The organism is Halomonas sp. H2 (assembly GCF_050215315.1).
In the GTDB taxonomy this organism is placed as follows: domain Bacteria; phylum Pseudomonadota; class Gammaproteobacteria; order Pseudomonadales; family Halomonadaceae; genus Vreelandella.
In genome coordinates this window covers 1,066,282-1,089,092 of record NZ_CP189760.1, presented here as the reverse complement: position 1 = coordinate 1,089,092, position 22,811 = coordinate 1,066,282, and the positions used below count along the sequence as shown (strand labels likewise).

Below are 22,811 nucleotides of genomic sequence, written 5' to 3'. Positions count from 1 at the left end.
TTAGGGAGTGGCCTCTTGTAATAGCCGCTCCCCAGCGCGCTGAGTATCATCGAAGATCATCTCTAGCGCTCCTGCACTAGCGTAGACAGTCGAGATTATGAACAGCCGATATCATTGACAGGCTAGCGTTCTTTATATAGAACGTTCTATATAAAGAACGGCGGGAAACCTGATGGATAAACTCTCACTCAACACGCTGGGTCAGCACCTTCAAACACTTCGCCTTGAGCGAGGCTGGTCGCTTTCGCAATTAGCCAATGAGGCGGGGATCGCCAAATCTAACCTGTGTCGCTTGGAGCAAGGCAACGGCAACCCCACCCTGGATACCATCTGGCGATTGGCGGTGCAGCTCAATGTGCCCTTCGGCACGCTGGTAGCGCCCATCAGCGTGCCACTGGGCGAAGACGGTGTGCAGGTGCGCTTAATTGATCAAGGCAAGGATTCCCCTCAGGTGGACGCCTACTGGATGCGCTGTGCGCCGCATACATTGCGCCATGCTGAAGCTCATACGCCGGGTACCCGCGAATCGCTCACGCTAATTAGCGGTTGGCTAGAAGCGGGGCCTGAAGACGCCACCACGCAGCTCACCCCCGGAAACACCGTCACCTTCCCCGCCGACCAGCCGCACCTTTACCGTACCCAAGCAGCGGAGGCCACTTTGATGATGACGATCACCTACGGTGCAGAAGGCCAAACGCTATGAGCCAGCACACTTCCATCCACTCGACGCTTAAAGGCGTGCGCGAAGCGATTCCACTGCTTGGCGGCTATATTCCAGTCTCGCTCTCGTTTGGCGTGGTGGCGACTCAAGCGGGTTTTGGTATGTGGGAAGCCGCGGCGATCTCGGCGCTGATTTACGCCGGCGCCTCGCAGTTTCTATTTGTTGGCATGGTAGCGGCAGGCTCGCCGCTTTGGCTGGTGGTGGCCATGACGCTGCTGATTAACGTCCGCCATGTGGTTTACGGTCCCAATCTAGCCTCTTGGTTGCCGCGTAGCCGCCACTGGCCCTGGTTAATGCACGGCCTGACCGACCAAGTGTTTGCCCTGGCGCTAACCCGGCTGCCCCAACTGGCCGTGCCCGAGCGATTTGGTTGGTTTGTCGGTGCATCGCTGCTGGCCTGGGCGGTGTGGATAGTGGGCACGGTGGTAGGCGCCACCGCAGGGGAAACATTAACCGCCCGCTGGCCGCTGCTCGGTGAAGTGATGCCCTTCGCGCTGCCCGCGCTGTTTCTGACCATGGTGGCACCGCGCTTTACCGATAAGCGCTGGGCTGTGGCCATGGGCTGCACCATTCTAGCGGCACTCAGTTTAACGTTAGTCGGCTGGAGTAACGTGGCGATCCCCCTCGCGGCTGCTTGCGGTGCGCTGTGCTTCTATACGCTGAAATTCCAAACTAGGAGGTGTGAGCGATGAACACCGAACTTTGGCTAGCGGTAGCGGTTTCTGCCATTGGCACGCTGCTGATGCGGATAGTGCCGTTTTTATGGATGCAGCGCCGACTAAACAGCGCTACCGGCCTTAATAACATGCCCCAGTGGCTGGGCATTCTGGGCCCACTGATGATTGCCGCAGTCCTGGGGGTGTCCATTGTGCCGATTAACCCAAGCGCTATTGCATGGATCGCAACGGCCATCGGCTTATCGGTCACGCTGTTAGTATGGTGGCGACTACGCTCACTGGGCTGGCCAGTGGCGGCCGGAGTCGCGGTGTTTGGAGCAGTACAATTAGGCATGGCGTTATTGTAGGTAACGCTTGGCCCAACCTGTCTCAAACATCTCAGCCGCTACCTTTTCAAAGCGCCGTTTACGCTTGCCAACGGGTAAATATTCAATACCGTAGAAAATTTCGCCCACGGCAATAGCGGTAAACGTGGCACTTAAAAGCTCCCCCGATATTAAGTTAATCTACCCCTACATTGGCTGCCAGACGGTTCAAGCAGAAACTAAAAGGCCTGAGCCCCGTGCAATACAGAGATCAGGCCATAGCCACTAGCTAAGAAAACTAACCGTTCAACGATTGAGGGTGAGTTCTCTCTAGCAGGGCGTTGCAGGTGGCAATAGCCTTACCAGCTATATTTAACGCTGCCAATTACGCTGCGTGACTCGCCGTAATAGCACCAGTATTCACAACTGGCTACGTATTCCTTATCGGTCAAGTTATTGACGTTAACCTGAGCCTGCCAGCCGTCGGCAAACTCATAGCCCACCATGGCATCGACCAGGGTGTAGCTATCCACTTTCGTATTATCAGCGACGCTGGTATCAACAGAGCTGCCCATGTAACGCACGCCACCACCAAGGGTGACGCCATTTAGCGCGCCGCCGGTAAAGGCGTAATCCAACCATGTAGAGGCTTGGTGACGAGGAATTAACGTGGCGCGTTGATCATCTTCCAAACGTGAATCGTTATAAGTGTAAGCCGCGGTGAGCCTGAGGTTATCAGTCACATAGCCCACGCCTTCCAACTCAAAACCTTGAGAAGTGCGCTCACCCTCTTGTACCTGAAAGCCTGCAGGAGAGTTCACCAGCGTATTACTCTCTTGCAGATCAAACACTGCCGCTGTTACATAGCCATCCCAACCAAAAGGAGCGACCTTAACACCGGCTTCCCATTGGCGCCCTTCGCGGGGGTCATAAAGATCACCCTCACTATCAACCCGACCTACAGGGTCAAACGACTCGGTGTAGCTGATGTAAGGGTTAACACCGTTCTCGCCCAGATACATAGCGCCACCTGACCAAGAAACCTGATCATCGTCTGAGCGCTGGGTCGATCCCGCCGTTAGGTTACGATTATCAGTTTCCGCCTGATCATAGCGCACGCCGCCTAGCAGCACCCAGCGGTCATCAATACGTAGCTGATTTTGGGCATACAAACCGGTCTGCTCTTTATCGATTTCTCGCGTTAGCAGATCTTCTTGGGCTATCGGCGTGTAGTTACCGTAGGTTGGATCAAAGATGTCAATCGGATCACCGAATGCATAGTCATCCCCTTCCTGGCCACGCAGGCTTAGGTTCTGATAATCGACACCTAGCAGCAATGTGTTCTCAGTGCGATCACCGTACCAAGTACCCACCATGCGATTATCGACGGTCCAGCTATCAATAGAGCCGTCACGGTACACCAAGCCACGAGAAGCGCGACGATCATCGGCCATCGAGAGTGCATACGTGCTGCGCAGATCTAAATCTAGCTCGCTATAGCGTAAATCTTGTTCAAACGCCCAGGTATCATTAATACTATGTTGAAGCTCATAACCCAGCCCCCACTGAGTGCGTTTATCCTGATCGTAGCCCGGTTCGCTCAAATTGGTTTGTGGATCCACGCGCCCAAAGGGCGTGTTTTGCACGGTGCCGTAAGGCAGTTTAAAGCCGTTGACAGGTACGCCATCATCTTTCTGCACACTGGCTAAAAAGGTAACGGTGGTGTCGTCGCTAAAATCCACCGCCAGACTCGGTGCAAAGTAGTAGCGCTCGTTATCGGTAGCGTTTAAATCGCCATCGCGCTCTTTGTACATACCCACTAAGCGATAGCGTACATCGCCTGACTCACCCAGCGGCCCACTGGTATCAACACCTACTTGACGATGGTTGCGGTTACCTAGCTGTAAATTCACGCTACCTTGAGGTGTTTCTGTAGGCCGCTTACTAACAGAGTTAATCAAACCACCAGGAGGCGCCTCACCGTAAAGAATTGATGAAGGCCCTTTGAATACCTCAACCCGCTCCAAACCATAGGGTTCGGGTAGCCACTGATAAAACCCTTCGCGATAGATGCGCAGACCATCTTGATACGTTGATTGGTCAAACCCACGTACTTTGAACCAGTCGGTGTTGTTATCGCTGCCGTAGTGGCCTGAAAGCACGCCCGCCCGGTAGCGGAACGTTTCATCTAATTGCTGAACGTTGCGGGTATCTAATTCTTCACGGTCAACGCTCGAAACCGGTCGTGGTGTTTCCACCAGCGGCGTATCGACTTTCAGCGCAGTGGCCGTCACGACCACAGTATCGTTGTTAACAGACTCTTCTTGAGCAAGCAAAGTGAGCGGAGCAACACCCAGCATGCCACCCAGTGAGAGAACAAAGGAACAGCGAACCGCTTCAGCCAATGGCGCGACACGGAAAGGCATAGGAGTACGAAGCATGAGGTAGTCTCAACGGGTATGAGGATCGATATCGTTATAGTAAGACGAATGATACGAATTTTTATTCACAATCACAATAACCGCGTTGTAACAAGGCTGGAGGGTGGAACGGAGTGTTTTTGCTCTCTGGTAGGTGCAGTCATCTAGAGCTTATGAACAGCGGATAGGCCAAAGAGACCGCCAAGTAGGCAAACCTGGCCCACGCTATAGGCGACCTTACTCTGTGCTGTTTGCCCTTTGTTACGTACAATAGCGCGCATACAAAACGCCATCACAGGGAAGATCTCCAGATGTACCCGATTTTTGAGGCAACAGCCCCTAGCGTTGATTGGTACATCGAGTGCGTTAATTATAGTATTAAGAGGCAATATGGCTGTATTAAACACAGCCAAAGATATGACTAAATGGCTAATTTAATTAAAGAAAATAGTGCAGATCGTGCCAGGCGTTTTTCAGTAGCGCCCATGATGGATTGGACCACAAGAGACTACAGAGCGTTCGCACGCATCTTAACCAAGCGGGCGTTACTGTATACCGAGATGGTCACGACCGGTGCGATTTTGCACGGGACACCCCGTGAGCGCTTTTTGGGTTATAACGAAGTGGAGCATCCGCTGGCGTTGCAGTTAGGCGGCAGCAATGCCGGTGAGCTGGCTGAGTGCGCAGCGATTGCCGAAACTTGGGGTTATGACGAAGTGAACCTGAATGTGGGTTGCCCAAGCGATCGCGTGCAGAACAATATGATCGGTGCGTGCTTGATGGGTTACCCCGAAAAGGTGGCCGATGCGGTGCAGGCGATGCAGGCCGCAGTATCTATTCCGGTCACGGTGAAGTGCCGCATTGGCATTGATGATCAGGACGAAGACGCCGACCTTGAACGCTTTATCGCTATCGTCGCTGATGCAGGCTGCGAGGTATTTACCGTTCACGCCCGTAAGGCGTGGCTGCAAGGCTTATCACCTAAGCAGAACCGCGATGTGCCGCCGCTTAACTACCCTCGCGTTCATCGCTTAAAGCTAAGCCGCCCTGAACTGCATATCGGTATTAATGGCGGCATCAAAACACTCGCCGGGTGCCAAGAGCAGCTTAATCATGTCGATAGCGTGATGGTAGGTCGTGAGGCGTATCAAAACCCGTGGCTGTTAGCCGAGGTTGATGAGCAGCTGTTTGGCAAGAAAGGTCCTGCGACAAGCCGCTTAGGTGCGGCGAATGCTTTCCGGCCTTATATCCAACAGCGCTTAGATGAAGGCGCGAAGCTGAATCACATTACTCGCCACCTGCTGGGCTTGTTCCAGGGTTGCTCTGGCGGTAGGCGCTTTCGGCGTCATTTGTCAGAACACGCCCATAAAGAAGGCGCAGGGTTGCGCCTATTTGATGACGCGCTTAGCTTGGTGAACGAACCCGAGTGCGTTGTATAAAAAACCCGCTACGCAAGCGTAGCGGGTTCGTTTTCCTAATAACGTAAGCTTACTGACCGTTTTCCCGGCGGTTCGCCATTACGCCCTGTTCGACGCGTTCGCCGATAGTCTGGTCGACGTTTTTCCAGTACTCAAATACCCGCGATAATACCGGCTCTTCAACACCGTCGGAAACGTGACCCACAATGTTGTTTACCAACCGGTCTCGCGCAGCGTCATCCATTACCTTATTGACCAGGTCATTGGCCTGGTTGAAGTCGCCATCGCCTGGGCGCAGCGTGTAGGCGGCGCGAACCAACTCGCCGTCAGTCTGCCATGTCGCATCTTCCGGGTACCTTTCCGGATTGGCGTGAGCGCCCCCTTTGCTATTAGGCGCGTACACCGGGTCGGTGGAGTGGGCAATACGCATCTGACCACCCTGGCTGTAGCTGTTAACCGGGACCTTGGGTGCGTTAACGGGGATATGTTGGTAGTTCACCCCTAAACGCGCGCGGTGCGCATCAGCGTAGGATATCACCCGCGCCAACAGCATTTTATCCGGCGAGAAACCGGTGCCCGGTACGGCATTGCTGGGCTGAAACGCTGCCTGTTCGATTTGGCTGTGGAAATCGACGGGGTTGCGATCCAACGTCATCTTACCGACTTCTTGCAGCGGGTAGTCGGCGTGGGGCCAAACCTTGGTCAAATCGAAGGGGTTGATGTGGTAGGTCTTCGCATCTTCGAACGGCATAATCTGAACTTGCAGTGTCCAGGTGGGATAATCGCCGCGTTTGATGGCGTCAAACAGGTCACGGCGATGGTAGTCGGCATCCGCCCCCGCCATCTTATCGGCCTGTTCCTGGGTCATGCACTTAATGCCCTGATCAGTCTTGAAGTGGTACTTCACCCAAAAGCGCTCGCCTTCAGCGTTCACCCACATATAGGTATGGCTTGAATAGCCGTTCATGTGGCGCCAAGTGGCGGGGATACCACGATCACCCATTAGCCAAGTGACTTGGTGGGCAGATTGCGGAGAAAGCGTCCAGAAGTCCCACTGCATATCGTGATCACGCAAGCCGTTATCCGCTCGACGCTTTTGTGAGTGGATAAAGTGCTGGAATTTGAGCGGATCGCGAACAAAGAACACAGGGGTATTATTACCCACCATGTCGAAGTTGCCCTCTTCGGTGTAGAACTTCAGCGAGAAGCCACGGGGGTCGCGCCAAGTGTCTGGGCTACCCGACTCACCGGCCACCGTCGAGAAACGAGCCAACATCTCGGTTTTTTTACCCGGCTGGAGAAAATCCGCCTTAGTGTATCGGCTGACGTCGTGAGTTACTTGGAAGTGGCCAAAGGCACCGCTCCCTTTTGCATGGGGCTGACGATCCGGAATCATTTCCCGGTTAAAGGCAGCCATCTGCTCCATCAAGTAGTGATCATGTAGAACGATCGGCCCATCGGGGCCTACTGAAAGTGAGTGTTCATCACTGTTGACTGCTATGCCCGCATCCGTTGTGGTGTGCTTAGGTTTATCGCTCGTCATCGCTTTTCCTCCATGTCACGGTAGACGTGGCGCTGGATCGCCACTCGTTCGAGTACGATGAAAGCTTAGCTGTTTGTTTTAGTTCCTATCATTTTTGCAGCCGCTAACAAAGCCCACCACTAGGTATAGTCAAACCGCTGCCAACTTGCCATTTACAGTAGCTAATCCTTAACTATCACAGCGATAGTTGTTAGCTATGAATAACGATTAATAAAACGAATCAGGGGGCGGCACCAAGCTTGAGTTAAAGCTTTCCACGGCTGTTTCAGCTTCATCAATTTCATCAAAGCGGGCAATATGGAACAACGCTTCGCCTTCGTTGGCTAGCGGTAAGCGGCTCATACCAATCACAATGCCATCGGCAACGGCGCGCACTTCGCCCTCGTCATTGCCAAAAGGGTCAGCGACTTTGCCCAGCACTTCGCCTTTGGCAACGCGGGCACCCAGGCGCACCTTGGGGCGCAAAATACCGTCGATAGGCGCGCGCGCCCAGCTTGACCCTTTGGCCAGTTCCGCAGGCGCAGGTGTGCGGCGGCGCTGCTCGCCGGTCAGCATGCCTAAGCGGCGCATCACCCGCAGCACGCCGCGCACCCCTGGGGCAATCGCCCACTCGTCAAAACGCAGCGCTTCGCCTGCTTCATAGGTGAGCACCGGAATCCCACGCGTCTGGGCGTAGTGGCGCAGGCTACCTTCACGCAGTTCCGCATTCAGCACCACCGGCGCACCAAAAGCATCGGCCATACGCTGCGTTTCGCTGCCGGTTTGCAGCTGAGCACGAATTTGCGGCAGGTTGGTGCGATGAATAGCCCCGGTGTGCAGGTCAATAATGTGCGTGGCGTGATCGACAATTTTTTCGCGAAATAGCGCTGCGATGCGCCCGCCTAAAGAGCCCGACCCACTGCCCGGAAAACAGCGATTGAGATCACGCCGATCAGGTAAATAGCGCGTTTGCTGTAAGAAGCCGAACACATTCACCACCGGTACAGCGATCAAGGTGCCGCGGATACTATTGATCGCTTTCGCGCGCAGCACCCGACGGACAATTTCCACCCCATTGATTTCATCACCGTGAATGCCACCACAGACCAACAGCACCGGGCCATCCTTGCGACCGTGAACGACTTCGACAGGAATATGCAGGGGGGTATGGGTATACAAACGCGCTACCGGCACATCAATTTGTAAACGCTGACCGGGCATAATGGTATGTTCGCCCAGCTGAAAAGGAGCTCGCGCCATGCTTTATATCCTGTTTTTTTAATCCGTTATGCTCACGTCATTAGTACGAGGTGGGCCAGTCTCATTGCCTGTTTATACGCTTTCAGTGGCCAAATGACGAATTTGTTAACCCACGTTATGAGGTAGGACATTTATCCATACAGTTTTGAATGTAAATGTGCTTCAGCTTAGGTTAAAATATGACCATACTGTGTCGATTATGAGGTTGCACTTTCATGGCAAGAAAGACCAAAGCTGAAGCCGCCGCTACTCGCGAAGCGCTGCTTGAAGCTGCTGAAGAGGTATTTTTTGCCAAAGGCGTGGCGCGCACCTCTCTAGAGCAAATTGCTCGCCATGCTGGCCTTACCCGCGGCGCCGTTTATTGGCATTTTAAGAATAAAGGCGATCTTTTCATGGCGCTGGTTGAAAAGGTGCGCATGCCGTTTCAGTCGTTGATGGATGAGGTCGACAAAGCTGACCCCGAACTATCACCGCTAGAAGCCATACGCCTAGCCTGCCATGCTGGCTTGGTGCGCATTGAGCAACCGTCTTACCAACGGGTACTGTCGATTTTGTTGCATCGCTGTGAGTTTTTCAGTGATATCAACCCGCTGGAAATGCAGGAAGAGATTGGCAACGAGTGCTTTGAAGAAATGCTCGACGTATTTATCCTTGCTAAGCAGCAGGCGTTGCTGCGCGAAGATTTAAGCCCCCAAGTAGCAGCACGCTTGATGCAATCAATGATGGGTGGAGTATTTCACGACTGGCTACGTAACCCCGAGGCTTTTTCGATTCGCGAACGCGGTGGAGAGCTAATCGATGCCTCTATCCGTATGATGCAGCGCTAAACACCTCATCCAGCTCTCGCTGCAATGCAGCAAGTATGCTAATACTGGCCATATCGTTTTAGCCGTGTGAGCCAACTATGGATGCCTTAGCGTTTATCCGCGTACGCGAATTAGAAGTGGCCGTACGTATTTGGAACCCTACCGCGCCCCGCACCCTTATCGCCTGGCATGGCCTTGCTCGCCACGGTGGCGACTTTAGCGCGCTGGCGCGGGAACTCGGCAGTGAATGGCGGATTATCGCCCCGGACACCCCAGGCCGCGGGTTATCAAGCTGGTCGCTATTCCCTGCCCACGACTACCTTTATAGCCATTACATAACCGTTGCGATCGCGCTGCTCGATCACTTTGAACTTGATTACGTTGATTGGCTGGGCACCTCAATGGGAGGCCTGCTTGGCATGCTGATCGCCGCGGACCCACAGCATAGCGCGCGTATTTCCCGGCTAATTCTTAATGACGTCGGCCCCGAACTGAACACACAGGGCCTGATTGGTCTTTCCAGTTATTTCGGCGTTACCCACCGGTTTTCTACCTTTAGCGAACTCCAGCAAGAGCTCAACCAGCACTACGCCAGCTTCGGTATTACCGCTGAAGCGGCACGCCGCGAGCTCGCACTCAACAGTGCCCGTCGGTTGCCGGATGGCAGTTGGACGTACCACTTCGATCCGCGCATCGGTGAACAGTTTGTGCATGATACGCCCCGAGACATGTGGGCCGACTGGGCGAATATTCGCTGCCCAGTGATGGTCATTCGCGGGGAAGAATCAACGCTATTAGACCCGGAAACTCTACCAAAGATGGCCGAGGCACAGCCTAAGCTGGTAACGCTTAGCGTGCCTAACTGCGGTCACGCCCCCATGCTGGATAAACCGGCACAGGTTGATCCCATTCGCCACTTTTTAAACCGTCCCGCGCCTCGCCCAACGCCAAGTAATAAAACGCAAAACGCCACTGGCTGGCAGCTTGCAGTGCAATGGCTGGCGCAGAAGTGGCGTCGGTGGTGGAAGTAGACCGGAATGCTTAAAATTTGTGCCTCCCGGTCACTATCTCCAGCAAAATGGCGTATCAGTGCGAGGCAGAGTAATGGACTGAAGTGCGGTTTTTCTGATTGAGCCGCAGTCTGTTCAAACGTATCCGCGTTTCGAGATACGCCTGTTCAGAGACGCTACGGTAAGCCCCTTCTTCAGGCAAGTACTTCACCAGCACCCGGCGCTCCCCCTGCACAGGCAGGGCATCGCTTTTGCTAAGCAGCTTCACCGTGCTATTGGGCTCATCATCAATCACTGCAAACGCCTGCTCCCCCGCGCCTTGGCGCTCAGTCACTACGACCGTTTGGCCTAGCAGGCAGCGCCGGGTGAAGGGGCGGTAACGGTGCAGCCCACGATGCAACGCCTGACAGAGCATCGCCGCCACGGGTGAGGCAATGACCAACGTGGCCCAGAGCACCACCACCCCCACCGGGATGCGTATCAGGCCGAGCGGCAGCCAGCGCAACACCAGCAGCTCGATCGCTAGGGTGAGTGCCGCAGCAATGGTCAGAATGATCGTTAATGCAAGCGTAGCGGGCACCCCAGCGAAACCTAAAGACACCAGCGTGCTCGCCGTGTGATCTTCTTTGAGGCTATCGCGTTCAAACAACTCTAGAGGGGCTAAGCGGATAATCACTAATAGCCAGTAAAGGGCTAACAGCCCGAGTAGAACCGTAAAGACAATGGTTGGAAATTGCGTAGCAGCGTGCACTAAATGGTTCATGGCGACTCCTCCCCCGGTACTTAGCCGGCGATGTATTGTTACTTCCAGCTTAGCTCATGTTAGCTTTTGGGCGCCAGCACTACCTTGATCTCGATCATCGCAATAAAAAAACGGGTGCCATCCGAAGATGGCACCCGCTTGCTCTCGCCCTTTCACACCGTACAAATCGCTAAGGGCTCATATTAACTGCTCAACGCTGAGCGTTAATGTTGGTCGTGCTCCAGCGCCGGCTGATTGGCGTCATGCTTTTTCCCCTTCATCTTGCGGCCCAACCAGTCAGAGGCTGTCGCAATCATGGCATAGAAGCTGGGAATAAACAGACTACCCAAAGTAGCCACCGAGAACATACCCATCGCCACTGTGGTGCCGATATGGTGGCTACTCACATCGCTGGCACCGGTGGCTAAGGCCAACGGCAAAGTGCCGAAGATAAACGCCAAGGAGGTCATTACAATGGGGCGGAAACGCAGTTCAGCTGCGGTAATCGCCGCTTCACGAATGGATTTCCCCTGTTCCTTACGCTGCAGCTCAGCAAATTCCACAATTAGGATCGCGTTCTTCGCCGCAAGCCCGACCACCACCAGCATGCCTATCTGGACATACACACTGGTATCCAGCCCACGTAGAACTATCCCGCCAATACCGCCGAGGAAAGCAAAGGGCGTTGCCGTCAGTACCGCCAGCGGTAACGACCAGCTTTCATACTGAGCCGCCAAAATCAGGAACACCATCAACAGCCCGAACACAATCGCCAAGGTTGCAGCATTGCCAAGATTGGCTTCCTGATACGCAGTGCCGGTCCAACCCATGCCCCAATTTGAGCCCAATGTCTCTTGAACGACCTCATCCATGGCTTCAATGGCTTGGGCAGAGCTATAGCCAGGTGCAGGATTCCCCTGGAACTGAGCGCCCGCATATACACCAAAACGCGATACCACTGACGCCCCTGTTTGTCGTTCAAGCTCAACAAACTCAGAAAGCGGAATACGATCACCATTACCGCCGCGAACATAAACGCTGCTCACGTCTTCTGGCGTTTTACGGAAATCGTCCTCGTTTTGTAGGTACACCTGGAAGTTACGGTTTTGATAGCTGAAATAGTTCACAAAGCCATTACCGAAGGTGTTTGAGAGAGCCGAGTTAATGTTCTCCAGCGCCACGCCATAACTAAGCGCTTTCTGCTGATCAATGTTCGCGCGGTACGACGGCACATTAACGTTAAAGGTGGTGAACACCTGGTTCAAAGCAGGATGCTGATTAGCCTTCTGCATAATTTGCAGCGACGCTTCATAAAGCTCCCGCGTTGATGCACCATCAAAGGACTGCAAGTAACCAGTAAAGCCGCCCGTCGTCGAAAGCCCCATAATGGGTGGGACGTTAAAGGCCATCGCGGAGCCGCCATCAATACTGGCACCCAGCCCCATAATTTGACCTACGAGTTCACTGGCCGTTAGATCACGCTCCGCCCAAGGATGCATATTGACGAACATAATTCCCCGAGCTGTGTTCACAGCACTTGAAAGAATATCGTACCCCGCCACAGCCGAAGAGTATTCCACACCCGGAATTGCTTCAATCTCAGCACTAAGTTTTTCCATATAACGCTGGGTTCGGTCAAGGGACGCCGCATCGGGCAGCGATACGCTTACCAGCACTATACCCTGGTCAGTCTCGGGTACCAGTGTTGAAGGCGTATTGGCGTATAGCCAATACGAGCCCACCCCGGTGAGTACCGTAAGAGCTAGCGCCAACACCCAAAAACGCACCAAGCCTTTAACTACCCACATATAGGCGGCGGTAATGCCAGCAAACAGTCGGTCAAACAGGCGCAATGGCGTGTTCAAGGCACGCTTAACTTTGGACTGTCCTGCTCCCGCGATTTTATGCTTGATAAAAATTGCCGACAGGGCGGGCGTAAAGGTCAACGCCATTAGCGCCGAAATGGCGACCGAGATGGCTACAGTGATCGCGAACTGCTGGTAAATTTGACCGGTAAAACCGCCCAGAAACGCCACGGGTACAAACACTGCGGCCATAATCAGCGAAGTTGCAATGACCGGGCCGCCAACTTCTTTCATCGCCCGGATGGTGGCATCGCGTACGCTAATATCGTCTTCTTCACTCAGCACGCGCTCGACGTTTTCTACCACCAATATGGCATCGTCGACCACTATCCCTATCGAGAGCACCAGGGCAAACAGCGTCAATAGGTTTATCGAAAAGCCTAATAGATAGAAACCCGCAAAGGTACCCACTACTGCGACCGGTACCACCGACATGGCAATCACGGTGAAGCGCCAGTTCTGTAGGAAAATAAACAGAATGACGATAACGATCAGAAAGGCTTCAATAAAGGTATGTAGAACCGTCTCAACCGATGCATCTATAAACAGCGTAGTATCGTAAGGTGCCACATATTCAAGTCCGGGCGGAAACCTTCCAGCCAGCTCGTCCATGGCGGCTCGCACGCCCTCAGCCGTTGCCAGCGCGTTGGCACCGGGCTGCTGGTTAATAATAATCGGCGTCATGGTGGAGCCGTTCAAACGTGCGTCAACGCCGTAGAAAGAGGCCCCAAGCTCAACCCGCGCTACATCTTCCAAACGCAATGAGGAGCCGTCGTTATTAGTGCGTAGATAAATATTACGGAAATCGTCGACGTCATTAAGTCGACCGCCTGCGGTAATTGTATAGGTGTACGCGCGCGGCTCACTTTGCGGCGTTGAGGCTAGACTACCGGCCGGGATCTCAGTGTTTTGCGCCCTAATCGCGCTGGCCACTTCACTGGGCGTCAGGTCGTACTGGGCCAACTTATCTGGATCCATCCAGACTCGCATGGCGAACTCGCCACCACCCAACACTTCGGCGTTACCCACCCCCGGTACCTGACGCAGTTCGTCAAGCACGTTCAGGGTGGCGTAGTTCTGCATATAGATGTTGTCGTAGTCGCCATCCGGCGAGGTCAACGCTATAAACATCAAAATAGAGTCGGAGCGCAGCTCAACGGTGACGCCTTGGGACTGCACCGCTTCAGGTAGCTGAGAGAGCGCCCCCTGAACACGGTTATTGACGTTAATGGTATTAATATCGCCGTCGGTGCCGATATTAAACGCTACGCTCAGGCTCATGGTGCCGTTATCAGCGCTGTTTGAGGTCATGTAAAGCATGTCCTCAACGCCGTTAATGGCTTCTGCGATGGGGGCTGCCACCGTTTGCGCCACGGTTTCCGCATCCGCACCGGGGAACTGCGCCTGGACCGAGACCGTGGGCGGCACCACGCTGGGGTACTGCTCAATAGGCAGAATGCGCATCGACATCACGCCCACCAGCGTCACGATAATCGCCAGCACTGTGGCAAATATCGGGCGGCTGATGAAGAAGTTAGAGAAGTTCATTATTGCGCACCCTCTTCCCCTTCAGCGGGCTGACCATCGGCTGCCCCCTCTTCCATTTCTTGCGCCGCTTCTGCCTGCTCTTGCGCTTCTTCTTGCTCGGCCTCTTCGACCACCGCCTCCGCATCACCACTAAACGGCTGGGGGTCAATCGCCATACCCGGCTCCAAACCTGCCGGATCACCGACAATCACACGATCGCCTGGCTCAATGCCTTCACGAATCAACTGCCAAGGGCCAGCGACTTCGCCCAATGAAACAGTTCTTTCGCGGGCTTTGTTATCTTCATCCAGGACAAACACTTGCGGGCCCATCAATCCTTGCGTCACCGCGATCTCTGGCACTGCCATGACATCAAAACGTTTCAGGCCCTCAATACGCACACGAACAAATTGACCGGGCAGTATGCTTGCGTCGGGATTTTCAAAGGTGGCTGACGCTTGCACGGTGCTGGTGCCGCTATCGACCCGCGAACCCAGGAAGTCTAAATGCCCTTCCAGTTCTGAATCGCTGCCGCCACTGACGCCAGGGATGCTCAACCGCGCACGAATATCCGAGGTATCACCGCTGTCACTCAACTGGCGACGCAGTTCAAAAGCATCACGCTGGGGCAGCTGGAAACGCACTTCCAGCGGATCCAGCGGGGTGATCGTCGCTAATTCTGTACCGGAGGTAACCAGATTGCCCACGTTAATTTGGCTCAACCCAATCATGCCCGATACGGGGGCAGTCACCTGGGAGTAGCCTAGATCCAGGTTAGCGCTGGAGAGTGCCGCTTCTGCCTGTGCTACGTTGGCCTGAGCGACGCGTTGGTCTGCCAACGCCTGGTCATACTGTTGACGGCTCACCGAGTTTTGGCTGAGTAGCTGCTCAAAACGCTGGGCATCACGCTGGGCCCGGGAAAGCTCGGCACGGGCGCTCTGTAGATCCGCGTCACGCTGGTTAACCGTTGCCTGGTAAAGGTCTGGCTCGATGGTGTAGAGGAGATCACCCTCCTCGACTAGCTGACCGGGTTCGAAGTGGCGCTCCTCAAGAAAACCATTTACACGGGCAACCAAGGTGACCTCATCATCACTGCGCAGCAGCGAGGGGTACGACTTATCCAGCGGTATATCCTGACGCGCCATTTCAGCCACTTCGACCTTATGGGGCGGAGCTTCTTGACCGCCACCCTGCTGGGGCGCCTCGGCTTGCTCCTGACCACAGGCTGAAAGTGCCAACGCAGCTACCAGCGTCACCAGACTCGCTCGGCGTGAGTGAATCATCTTCTTCATACGTTGAATTCCCATATATCTTTTTTAAGGTGACCGATAGCACGCGCGCACCTGGAGCACTCCCAATCGACAAGCAATTAAGCGCCGGGCTGGGGCGGCGCACCGATGTTGAGCGCGGGTTCATAGCGGTCGTTGCCGCCGCTTTCGGGCAAGGTAAAGTTCACCTCATCGCCGGTTAGCCACGCATTGACTTCCTCAATGGCGTCTACATCCAGGCGTCCGGCCTGCTGGCGCAGCGAGAGCAGGTTCACCACATAGTCGTAGCGAGCCTCGGCGTAATTAGCGATGGCGTTATACAAATTCTGCTCAGCGTTCAAAACATCCACAATATTCCGGGTGCCGACCTCGTAACCGGCGCGGGTAGCTTCCAACGCACTTCGGTTAGAAACGATGGCCTGCTCCCGAGCCTCGACGGTTTCAACGTCGTTACTGACTTGGGTATACAGCGAGCGTACCTGCTGGATCGACGAGCGACGCTGAGACTCGAAATCGTACTGGCTACTCTCCAGTTGATAGGTTCCCTGGCGAATGCTGGCGCTGGTACTACCACCGGTGTAAATCGGTAAATTAGCGCTTATACCCACCTGGCTAGAAGAATCATTCCCGGTGGTATTATCAATATCGCTGTCGCCAAATTGATAGTTACCAAAGGCTTGCAGAGTCGGCAAACGACCCGCGCGGGCAATGTCTACGCCGCTACGGGAAACCTCAATGGCCGCCTGTTGGGCCAATACTTGCGGATTAAGCTCAAGGGCTTGCTCTACCCAGTAGTCGCGGCTGCTGGGCTCAGGCAGTGCAATCGGCATGCTGTCACCCAGCGCTTCGATGCTGGCATAGCGCTGCCCGGTCAACTGCTCTAGTGCCTCAAAAGCCACCTGTAGATTGCTCTCAGCGGCAATCCGGTCAGCACGTGACTGATCAAAGGTGGCGCGAGCCTCTTCGACTTCAGTAATCGCAATCAAACCAACCTCAAACTGCTCGCCTGCTTGCTCAAGCTGACGGCCGATGGCACGTTCTTGAGCAAGACGCGCCTCTAGGACCTCGTAAGCACGCAAAATGTCGAAATAGGCGCTAGCCACATCAATTAACAGCTGCTGTTCGGTCGCCGCTAGCAAATAGACCTGCTGGTCGATCTGTCGGTCGGCCTGGGTAACTTCCCGGCGGGTCACTTCATTATAAAGCGCCTGGGTGGCTTCAAGAGAGAGCGATACCGTGTTGTAACGGTCATCACCGGCACTCACATTACCTGCGCCAGTACCTGCTCCCGCTTGGGATGAACCCTGACTTTCATACTGCTCGTTATGCGTCACACTGCCCGACGCATTGATTTGGGGAAGCAGCCCACCTCGTGCAACATCTCGACCTGCTTCAACGCCCAAATATTCGGAACGTGCCGAGGCAAGCTCAGCGTTATTGTCTAACGCATCACGGGTAATCGTGATGAGATCGGCAGCTTGAGCAGGCAATACAAAAGAAGCGGTAAATACCGCTAACAGTAGGGGTCGTAAAGGGGCATTGACTGCCCAGTGTGCCAGTCGCATGGGATTGCCTCTAGGTATCAGCGTCAGGTTGGCGAACGCACTCAATCAATCAGCGCACTTATTCAATCAAAGCACGGTGTCACTCAAAGTACGGTGCCACTCAGAAAGATGAGCATTATAGTTACATTCATGTATGTATGCTAGCCTTGAACAATCTAAAAATGTGTGTACAGCCTATTGTCAAGTCGCTTCCAGCTTACCTTAGTCCAAAGCATGATGGCTTGGCGATTAATGCGGCGCTCTTTTACGAAATTGCCGAGTGTCGATGCCCCATTTATTTAGCCGAGAAGCCAACGTCGTAGGCTTAATGCCAAGCAGCTCCGCCGCGCCCCCCGCCCCCGAGACCTTTCCCCCCGCCTGTTCCAGAGCGGCAATCGTGCTTTCACGCTGGCGCTGGCTCAACGCATGCTCGGTGAGCAGCGTTGCTTCACTTTGCTCCACGCTGGCGTGAACCGGCGCAGGCACCGGGTTAGCAGAGCCTATTGAACGCGGCGAGTCCCCTAACAGCAGGTCATCAAACATCAAGCGCCTATCCTGGGTCACGATAACTTGGCGCTCAATAATGTTCTCCAGTTCACGAATATTGCCTGGCCAGGGGTAGTGCTGAAGAATCTCCAGCTGGGCGGGGGGAATGCGCACCCCTGGCTTATTAAACTTCAGGCAGGCGCGCTGTAAAAAGTGTCGCGCCAACAGCGGCACATCCTCAATTCGCTTACGCAGCGGCACCGAATCGATTGGAAACACATTGAGACGGAAATAGAGATCTTCGCGAAAATGGCCCGCGTCAATCATCTCGCGCAGCTCACGGTTAGTGGCGGCGATCACACGAACGTCGACCTTCCGAGTACGGTTATCGCCCACCCGCTCAAACTGCTGATCCTGCAACACCCGCAGCAGCTTGCTCTGAAGCTCCAGAGGTATTTCACCAACCTCATCCAAAAACAGCGTGCCACCGTGGGCCAGTTCAAAGCGCCCGGTGCGATCTTGAACAGCACCGGTAAACGCACCTTTAACATGGCCAAAAAACTCGCTTTCAAATAAGTCCCGTGGAATAGCCGCACAGTTCACCCGGATCAGCGGCCGGTCGCTACGCGTACTGCCAGCATGAATGGCGCGGGCAATCAGCTCTTTACCGGTGCCCGACTCGCCGCTGATCAGCACGTTGGCGCTGGTGGGAGCGACCAGTTCAATCTGCTGGATTAACTTTGCCACCGCCGGGCTGTTGCCGACAATATCACGGTGGTTAAGCTCCGCTTTTATCTCTTCTTGAAGGTACTCATTTTCCAATTCCAAACGCTGCTTGAGTGACTCCACTTCAGCAAGAGCATCGCGCAGTTGCTGCTCAGCGCGCTTGCGCTCGCGAATATCGCGAAACAGCACCACCGCCCCGACCAACCTGCCCATTTCGAAAATCGGCGTACTGGTGTATTCAACCGGAATCGCTTCGCTATTTTTATGCCAGAACACTTCGTTATCGACGTGATGTACTTGGCCGTCGCTAAACGAGGCATGGATCGGGCACTGCTGTACCGGAAAGTGGCTGCCATCGGCGTGGGTGTGATGGAACATCAAGTGAGCGTCGTGGCCCACCATATCCTCGGTGCTCCAGCCTAAAATGCGCTCGGCAGCAGGATTCACAAAGGTGGTTTTGCCTTCGGCATCCAGGCCGTAAATGCCCTCCCCCGCTGCGCCAAGAATAAGCTGGTTCTGCTTCTCAATCCGCTCAAACACCTGCTCGACCCGCTGCCAGCCCACCTCCCCCTGGCGGTGCTGGCGGCCTAGCTCCGCTTTTGCCCGCCGCTGTTCGGCTTTATTGCGATCAATCAACGTCAATAAAAGCTGCGAAGAGTCTTCAATATGTTGAGCATATACCTCGACCCGATACGGCTGGCGCAGCATGTCGAGCATCACCAAGTCATCTGACCAGGCCGCTTTCTGTGCCAACGCCTCACCGGTGAAGTTCACCCATAGCGGCAGTGAAGCGCTCAAGCGATGGCTAAAGGGAGCCCTCAGCGGTAGTGCTTCATCAATATTGAGCATCTCGCAGGCGGCAGGGTTTGCGTCGAGTAGTTGGTCGGCAAAAGGGTCGACCACGAGCATCGCAAGGGGGGAGATGCGGCCCATTAGTGCGGCGGTGTGAAGGCTTGCTGGCTCATCCATTGGCGTTAGGCTCGAGTTAGTTGTCCCTTAACCATTCAATTCCCGCGCCATTCACGACATTTCGTCAATAAAACAACGGAATATCGTGAATTACGATTTTTCGTAACACACAAAACGCTCCAAAAAGACTCGTGAAATAAAAAATAAATATATTAAAAACAGATATTTATAAAAAATACGCGCGAGTTGGCACACAAATAGCAACGGTAGTGAGGATAGTGCGATAGCGCCACACGCCTAATCTCTTTTGCACCAGGACGGCGCAGCCATCGGTTTTATTGCTTCTATTTTATTGCTCCTACCAGGAAACACTAAAACTTTTGGGTTAGGTGTTAATTAACCGAAATGACACAGGAGACATACTTATGTCTTATTTAATGCCCAGTGAATTTGTCACCAAGTTGGTGGATCAGGGTGAGTCAAAAGTCTATATGGGCACCCGGGATACGCTTATCCGTTCCTTTATGGCAGGGGCGACCCTAGCGTTGGCAGTTATTTTTGCCATTACTATAGCGACACAAACAGGCAACTTTTTGATCGGGGCGCTGCTTTTTCCTGTCGGCTTTGTGATGCTTTATCTGATGGGTTATGACCTGCTCACAGGTGTTTTCACGCTGGTGCCCCTTGCATGGCTCGACAAGCGGCCTGGCGTCACACTACCTCGAATGCTCAAGTGCTGGGCGCTGGTGGGGCTCGGCAATCTTGGGGGCGCCCTGTTTATCGCCACCTTTGGCTACCTGAATTTCACTATGGGCGGAACCGAGGAGATCAACGCTGTCGGCCAAACGATGATGACTGTGGGTGAAAGTCGCACGGTGGGTTACCAGGACGCGGGACTTGCCGGTTGGATTGTGCTCTTCATGAGAGGCATGTTCTGCAACTGGATGGTCTCAATGGGCGTGGTAGGTGCTGCTATCTCCACAACGGTTTCTGGCAAAATCATGGCCATGTGGATGCCGATTATTGTCTTCTTCTATCTCGGTTTTGAGCACTCCGTGGTCAACATGTTCTTGTTCCCGATTGGCCTCATGATGGGCGCTGACTTCACCCTGTATCAATACATTATGTGGAACGAGATCCCCACGGTGCTGGGTAACCTGGTTGGCGGTCTGACACTGGTTGGTTTGGTGCTCTACACCACCCACGTCCGCACTCAAGCCAAAAAAGTCTTTTCTTGATTACTGCCTATTAGCCAAAAAAGGGCCTCAAACGCCCTCCACTCCAAAGGAGAACCATCATGGATAAGCTCGAAATGCGTCACACTCTGCTCGCCGCCAAAGCGCGTAAAAAGATGAGCTGGGACGATATTGGCAACGCGGTGGGTATGTCGCCGGTGTGGGTCGCTTCCGCCTGTTACGGCATGAACAGCGCCAGCCAAGCGATTGCCGATAAGCTTTGTGACTCCCTCGGCGTGGACAGCGATGTCGCCGAAGCTTTAGTGGCTTTCCCCACCAAAGCCTGGGACGAAGCGATCCCCCAAGACCCCTTCATCTACCGCCTGTATGAAGTCGTTGGCGTTTACGGGGAGACCCTGAAAGACGTGGTGCAGGAGAAATTTGGCGACGGCATTATGAGCGCCATCGACTTCACCATGGAAGTCGACAAAATCGAAGACCCCAAAGGTGACCGGGTACTATTAACTTTGAATGGTAAGTTTTTGCCCTATAAATCTTGGTAAAACGTAAGTCCTGGCAAGTCAGGCGAAAGACTCGAGCCTCGCCACGCTGCGCTCAACCGCCGAACGATAACCGGCACCGAACAGCAGCAGGTGATTCAGCAGCGGGTAAAGCTGAAACAGCGCTTCACGCCTCGGCCAATCGGTCGGGGCGTCGCCATTCCAGTAAGCATCAAAAAACGCCTCCCCCGGCGAGCCAAATAGCGTTAGCATTGCCAAATCTACTTCCGGGTAGTGACGGTACACCGCGGGGTCGATAACCGCGGGCCCCTTTGTCGTGAAGAGCACATTCCCCGACCATAGGTCACCATGGAGCAAGCTGGGCGGCGCATCCGGCAGCCAACTCTCCAAATCGTGAGCCAAACGCTCGATACGCCTCCGCAACTCGCCGTCCAATAGCCCACGCTGGTGACACGCCTCACACAGGGGTAATAAACGCCGCTCGCGCTGGAAGGCCCGCCCGTCACTAAGCGCTGCATTAGGCTGGGGCGTGCGCCCACAGGCATTATCCTGATGCCAGCCGTGGGCGTCGCCAATCACACCGTGCAGCCCGCGCAGCCCTTCACCTAGCGCGGCTTCGCTCTGCGGCCCACCTGGCACGGTATCCAGCGACTCAATGACTAGCCAGCCCGCTGACAAACCTAACACTTCAGGCACCACCAACTGCGCAGAGGCGCTGCGCAGGGCACGTAGCCCTTCGGCTTCACCGCGCAGTTGTGTCGCGTCGTCGTGTTTAATCACCACCTGCCCCTGGCGCGTCTCCAGGCGGTATACGGCAGCGATATCCCCCCCACTTAGCGACTGCAAGTCTCCAGTAGGGGTTAACGCGATGGACTCTAACAGCTGGCTTAGGGTGGCATCCATGTCACTCTCCCACGTTGCTCAAATTTAGCTCGATCGACTGACTTAAGGCTTAGCCTAGCCGTTTATCGATCAGGCTCTCTAGCTCAAGCTGATCATCGTGGAAGCGGCGGATGCCTTCGGCCAGCTTGTCATTAGCCATGGCGTCTTGATTGTGGCCCCAGCGGAAGGCCGATTCACTTAACGGTTCAGTCGGTTTGCCGCGACCTTCGCCAGATTGAATCTGCGCATTGACGCTGCCTTCTGTTGCTTCCAGCTCCTCCAGCAACGCCGGCGAAATCGTCAGCCGTGGGCAGCCAGCCAAGGCCAGTACTTGGCCGGTAGTGCGGAAGCTCGCGCCCATTACCACGGTGTCGTAGCCACCTTGGTTGGCACGCTGGCAAACGCCTTGAACAAACTGAACGCCCGGGTCGTTTTCTGGCGTGTAGTCGTTGCCGGTCGCTTTTTTGTACCAATCGGTCACGCGCCCCACGAAGGGCGAGATCAGAAACACTCCAGCATCAAAGCAGGCCTGGGCCTGGGCTTCGCTGAACAGCAGCGTCAGGTTGCACTGAATACCCTCACGCTCAAGCACCTCGGCGGCACGAATGCCTTCCCAGGTAGAGGCCAGCTTGATCAACACGCGGTCACGAGACACCCCGCGGGCATCATACAGCTCGATTAACTCGTGGGCCTTGGCTATGCTGGCCTGGGTATCAAACGACAACCGCGCAGCCACTTCGGTGGAAACACGCCCCGGAACAACGGCAGAAATCTCGCTGCCCATGGCCACCGCTAAGCGGTCAACGGCATATTTGACCTGCTCTTCACGGCTGCCGCCGGAGGCTTTTACACTGCTGAGTTCTTCGTCAATCAGCGCTTGGTAACCGGACAGGCTAAACGCCTTAAGCAGCAACGAGGGATTGGTGGTGGCATCCTGAGGCTGATACCGACGAATAGCGTCCAGATCACCGGTGTCGGCGACGACAAGCGAATGTTGCTTTAACTGCTGCAGCTGACTGGTCATAAC

19 protein-coding genes are annotated in these 22,811 nt (G+C 54.6%); 9 read left to right on the top strand and 10 right to left on the bottom strand.

What is annotated here, in order from left to right; translation table 11 throughout:
- The first annotated feature begins 172 nt into the window (after window positions 1-172).
- The 4 genes from ACQE2I_RS04925 (at window position 173) to ACQE2I_RS04910 (ending at window position 1,996) form a co-directional block, all read left to right on the top strand.
- Window positions 173-703: a helix-turn-helix domain-containing protein gene (locus ACQE2I_RS04925; protein ID WP_427030347.1), complete on the top strand. Its 531-nt coding sequence runs from the start codon at window positions 173-175 to the stop codon at window positions 701-703.
- Complete coding sequence (locus ACQE2I_RS04920; protein WP_427030346.1) at window positions 700-1,413, top strand: AzlC family ABC transporter permease; 714 nt, start codon at window positions 700-702, stop codon at window positions 1,411-1,413. Before ACQE2I_RS04925 ends, ACQE2I_RS04920 begins: the two co-directional genes overlap by 4 nt.
- On the top strand, window positions 1,410-1,745 hold the full coding sequence (locus ACQE2I_RS04915) for an AzlD domain-containing protein (RefSeq protein ID WP_427030345.1): 336 nt from the start codon (window positions 1,410-1,412) through the stop codon (window positions 1,743-1,745). Before ACQE2I_RS04920 ends, ACQE2I_RS04915 begins: the two co-directional genes overlap by 4 nt.
- Before the next feature lie 170 nt (window positions 1,746-1,915).
- Window positions 1,916-1,996: an IS3 family transposase gene (locus ACQE2I_RS04910; protein WP_427031386.1), complete on the top strand. Its 81-nt coding sequence runs from the start codon at window positions 1,916-1,918 to the stop codon at window positions 1,994-1,996.
- Window positions 1,997-2,062: 66 nt separating this feature from the next.
- Here ACQE2I_RS04910 and ACQE2I_RS04905 read toward each other — a convergent pair whose 3' ends face one another.
- A complete protein-coding gene (locus tag ACQE2I_RS04905) occupies window positions 2,063-4,063 on the bottom strand; it encodes a TonB-dependent siderophore receptor (RefSeq protein WP_427031384.1) in 2,001 nt (666 codons plus the stop codon).
- A 485-nt stretch (window positions 4,064-4,548) separates the two neighbouring features.
- Between ACQE2I_RS04905 and dusA the strand changes: the two genes are divergently transcribed.
- Window positions 4,549-5,562: a tRNA dihydrouridine(20/20a) synthase DusA gene (gene dusA, locus ACQE2I_RS04900; protein WP_427030344.1), complete on the top strand. Its 1,014-nt coding sequence runs from the start codon at window positions 4,549-4,551 to the stop codon at window positions 5,560-5,562.
- A gap of 49 nt (window positions 5,563-5,611) precedes the next feature.
- Here the strand turns inward: dusA and ACQE2I_RS04895 are convergent, their stop codons facing one another.
- Both ACQE2I_RS04895 and ACQE2I_RS04890 read right to left on the bottom strand, forming a co-directional pair.
- Entirely contained in the window at window positions 5,612-7,084 is a 1,473-nt protein-coding gene (locus ACQE2I_RS04895) for a catalase (RefSeq protein ID WP_427030343.1), read from the bottom strand.
- A gap of 207 nt (window positions 7,085-7,291) precedes the next feature.
- A complete protein-coding gene (locus ACQE2I_RS04890) occupies window positions 7,292-8,323 on the bottom strand; it encodes a succinylglutamate desuccinylase/aspartoacylase family protein (protein ID WP_427030342.1) in 1,032 nt (343 codons plus the stop codon).
- Between the two features lie 215 nt (window positions 8,324-8,538).
- On the opposite strand from ACQE2I_RS04890, the gene ACQE2I_RS04885 reads away from it, so the two are divergent.
- Window positions 8,539-9,150, top strand: a complete 612-nt coding sequence (locus ACQE2I_RS04885) for a TetR family transcriptional regulator (protein ID WP_035577543.1) — start codon at window positions 8,539-8,541, stop codon at window positions 9,148-9,150.
- Between the two features lie 77 nt (window positions 9,151-9,227).
- Window positions 9,228-10,160 (top strand): alpha/beta fold hydrolase, encoded by a 933-nt coding sequence (locus ACQE2I_RS04880; RefSeq protein WP_427030341.1) that lies wholly within the window; start codon window positions 9,228-9,230, stop codon window positions 10,158-10,160.
- 55 nt (window positions 10,161-10,215) lie between these two features.
- Here ACQE2I_RS04880 and ACQE2I_RS04875 read toward each other — a convergent pair whose 3' ends face one another.
- From ACQE2I_RS04875 to ACQE2I_RS04855, 5 genes are all read right to left on the bottom strand, one after another.
- Entirely contained in the window at window positions 10,216-10,902 is a 687-nt protein-coding gene (locus ACQE2I_RS04875) for a hypothetical protein (RefSeq protein WP_427030340.1), read from the bottom strand.
- A 203-nt stretch (window positions 10,903-11,105) separates the two neighbouring features.
- Window positions 11,106-14,294 carry an efflux RND transporter permease subunit gene (locus ACQE2I_RS04870; RefSeq protein ID WP_427030339.1) on the bottom strand — a complete coding sequence of 1,063 codons (3,189 nt, stop codon included), beginning with the start codon at window positions 14,292-14,294 and terminating at the stop codon, window positions 11,106-11,108.
- Window positions 14,294-15,565 (bottom strand): efflux RND transporter periplasmic adaptor subunit, encoded by a 1,272-nt coding sequence (locus ACQE2I_RS04865; protein ID WP_035577533.1) that lies wholly within the window; start codon window positions 15,563-15,565, stop codon window positions 14,294-14,296. Before ACQE2I_RS04865 ends, ACQE2I_RS04870 begins: the two co-directional genes overlap by 1 nt.
- A gap of 77 nt (window positions 15,566-15,642) precedes the next feature.
- Window positions 15,643-17,106 carry a TolC family outer membrane protein gene (locus ACQE2I_RS04860; RefSeq protein ID WP_035577530.1) on the bottom strand — a complete coding sequence of 488 codons (1,464 nt, stop codon included), beginning with the start codon at window positions 17,104-17,106 and terminating at the stop codon, window positions 15,643-15,645.
- A 228-nt stretch (window positions 17,107-17,334) separates the two neighbouring features.
- The gene (locus ACQE2I_RS04855) at window positions 17,335-19,266 is read right to left on the bottom strand and encodes a sigma 54-interacting transcriptional regulator (RefSeq protein ID WP_035577527.1); all 1,932 of its coding nucleotides are present in this window, start codon (window positions 19,264-19,266) and stop codon (window positions 17,335-17,337) included.
- A 365-nt stretch (window positions 19,267-19,631) separates the two neighbouring features.
- Between ACQE2I_RS04855 and ACQE2I_RS04850 the strand changes: the two genes are divergently transcribed.
- Together ACQE2I_RS04850 and cynS are read left to right on the top strand one after the other, a co-directional pair.
- Window positions 19,632-20,444: a formate/nitrite transporter family protein gene (locus tag ACQE2I_RS04850; protein ID WP_035577524.1), complete on the top strand. Its 813-nt coding sequence runs from the start codon at window positions 19,632-19,634 to the stop codon at window positions 20,442-20,444.
- A gap of 59 nt (window positions 20,445-20,503) precedes the next feature.
- On the top strand, window positions 20,504-20,944 hold the full coding sequence (gene cynS / locus ACQE2I_RS04845) for a cyanase (protein ID WP_035577522.1): 441 nt from the start codon (window positions 20,504-20,506) through the stop codon (window positions 20,942-20,944).
- A gap of 18 nt (window positions 20,945-20,962) precedes the next feature.
- On the opposite strand, the gene ACQE2I_RS04840 is transcribed toward cynS, so the two are convergent.
- Both ACQE2I_RS04840 and tal read right to left on the bottom strand, forming a co-directional pair.
- Complete coding sequence (locus tag ACQE2I_RS04840) at window positions 20,963-21,805, bottom strand: fructosamine kinase family protein (RefSeq protein WP_427030338.1); 843 nt, start codon at window positions 21,803-21,805, stop codon at window positions 20,963-20,965.
- 49 nt (window positions 21,806-21,854) lie between these two features.
- Window positions 21,855-22,808 carry a transaldolase gene (gene tal / locus ACQE2I_RS04835; protein WP_035577517.1) on the bottom strand — a complete coding sequence of 318 codons (954 nt, stop codon included), beginning with the start codon at window positions 22,806-22,808 and terminating at the stop codon, window positions 21,855-21,857.
- Window positions 22,809-22,811: the final 3 nt, after the last annotated feature.

Bases quoted from the DNA above. Each gene is read 5' to 3' on its own strand.
- ACQE2I_RS04925 (WP_427030347.1), top strand. From the start codon at position 173: ATGGATAAACTCTCACTCAACACGCTGGGTCAGCACCTTCAAACACTT.
- ACQE2I_RS04920 (WP_427030346.1), top strand. From the start codon at position 700: ATGAGCCAGCACACTTCCATCCACTCGACGCTTAAAGGCGTGCGCGAA.
- ACQE2I_RS04915 (WP_427030345.1), top strand. From the start codon at position 1,410: ATGAACACCGAACTTTGGCTAGCGGTAGCGGTTTCTGCCATTGGCACG.
- ACQE2I_RS04905 (WP_427031384.1), bottom strand. From the start codon at position 4,063: ATGCTGGGTGTTGCTCCGCTCACTTTGCTTGCTCAAGAAGAGTCTGTT.
- dusA (WP_427030344.1), top strand. From the start codon at position 4,549: ATGGCTAATTTAATTAAAGAAAATAGTGCAGATCGTGCCAGGCGTTTT.
- ACQE2I_RS04895 (WP_427030343.1), bottom strand. From the start codon at position 7,084: ATGACGAGCGATAAACCTAAGCACACCACAACGGATGCGGGCATAGCA.
- ACQE2I_RS04890 (WP_427030342.1), bottom strand. From the start codon at position 8,323: ATGGCGCGAGCTCCTTTTCAGCTGGGCGAACATACCATTATGCCCGGT.
- ACQE2I_RS04885 (WP_035577543.1), top strand. From the start codon at position 8,539: ATGGCAAGAAAGACCAAAGCTGAAGCCGCCGCTACTCGCGAAGCGCTG.
- ACQE2I_RS04880 (WP_427030341.1), top strand. From the start codon at position 9,228: ATGGATGCCTTAGCGTTTATCCGCGTACGCGAATTAGAAGTGGCCGTA.
- ACQE2I_RS04875 (WP_427030340.1), bottom strand. From the start codon at position 10,902: ATGAACCATTTAGTGCACGCTGCTACGCAATTTCCAACCATTGTCTTT.
- ACQE2I_RS04870 (WP_427030339.1), bottom strand. From the start codon at position 14,294: ATGAACTTCTCTAACTTCTTCATCAGCCGCCCGATATTTGCCACAGTG.
- ACQE2I_RS04865 (WP_035577533.1), bottom strand. From the start codon at position 15,565: ATGAAGAAGATGATTCACTCACGCCGAGCGAGTCTGGTGACGCTGGTA.
- ACQE2I_RS04860 (WP_035577530.1), bottom strand. From the start codon at position 17,106: ATGCGACTGGCACACTGGGCAGTCAATGCCCCTTTACGACCCCTACTG.
- ACQE2I_RS04855 (WP_035577527.1), bottom strand. From the start codon at position 19,266: ATGGATGAGCCAGCAAGCCTTCACACCGCCGCACTAATGGGCCGCATC.
- ACQE2I_RS04850 (WP_035577524.1), top strand. From the start codon at position 19,632: ATGTCTTATTTAATGCCCAGTGAATTTGTCACCAAGTTGGTGGATCAG.
- cynS (WP_035577522.1), top strand. From the start codon at position 20,504: ATGGATAAGCTCGAAATGCGTCACACTCTGCTCGCCGCCAAAGCGCGT.
- ACQE2I_RS04840 (WP_427030338.1), bottom strand. From the start codon at position 21,805: ATGGATGCCACCCTAAGCCAGCTGTTAGAGTCCATCGCGTTAACCCCT.
- tal (WP_035577517.1), bottom strand. From the start codon at position 22,808: ATGACCAGTCAGCTGCAGCAGTTAAAGCAACATTCGCTTGTCGTCGCC.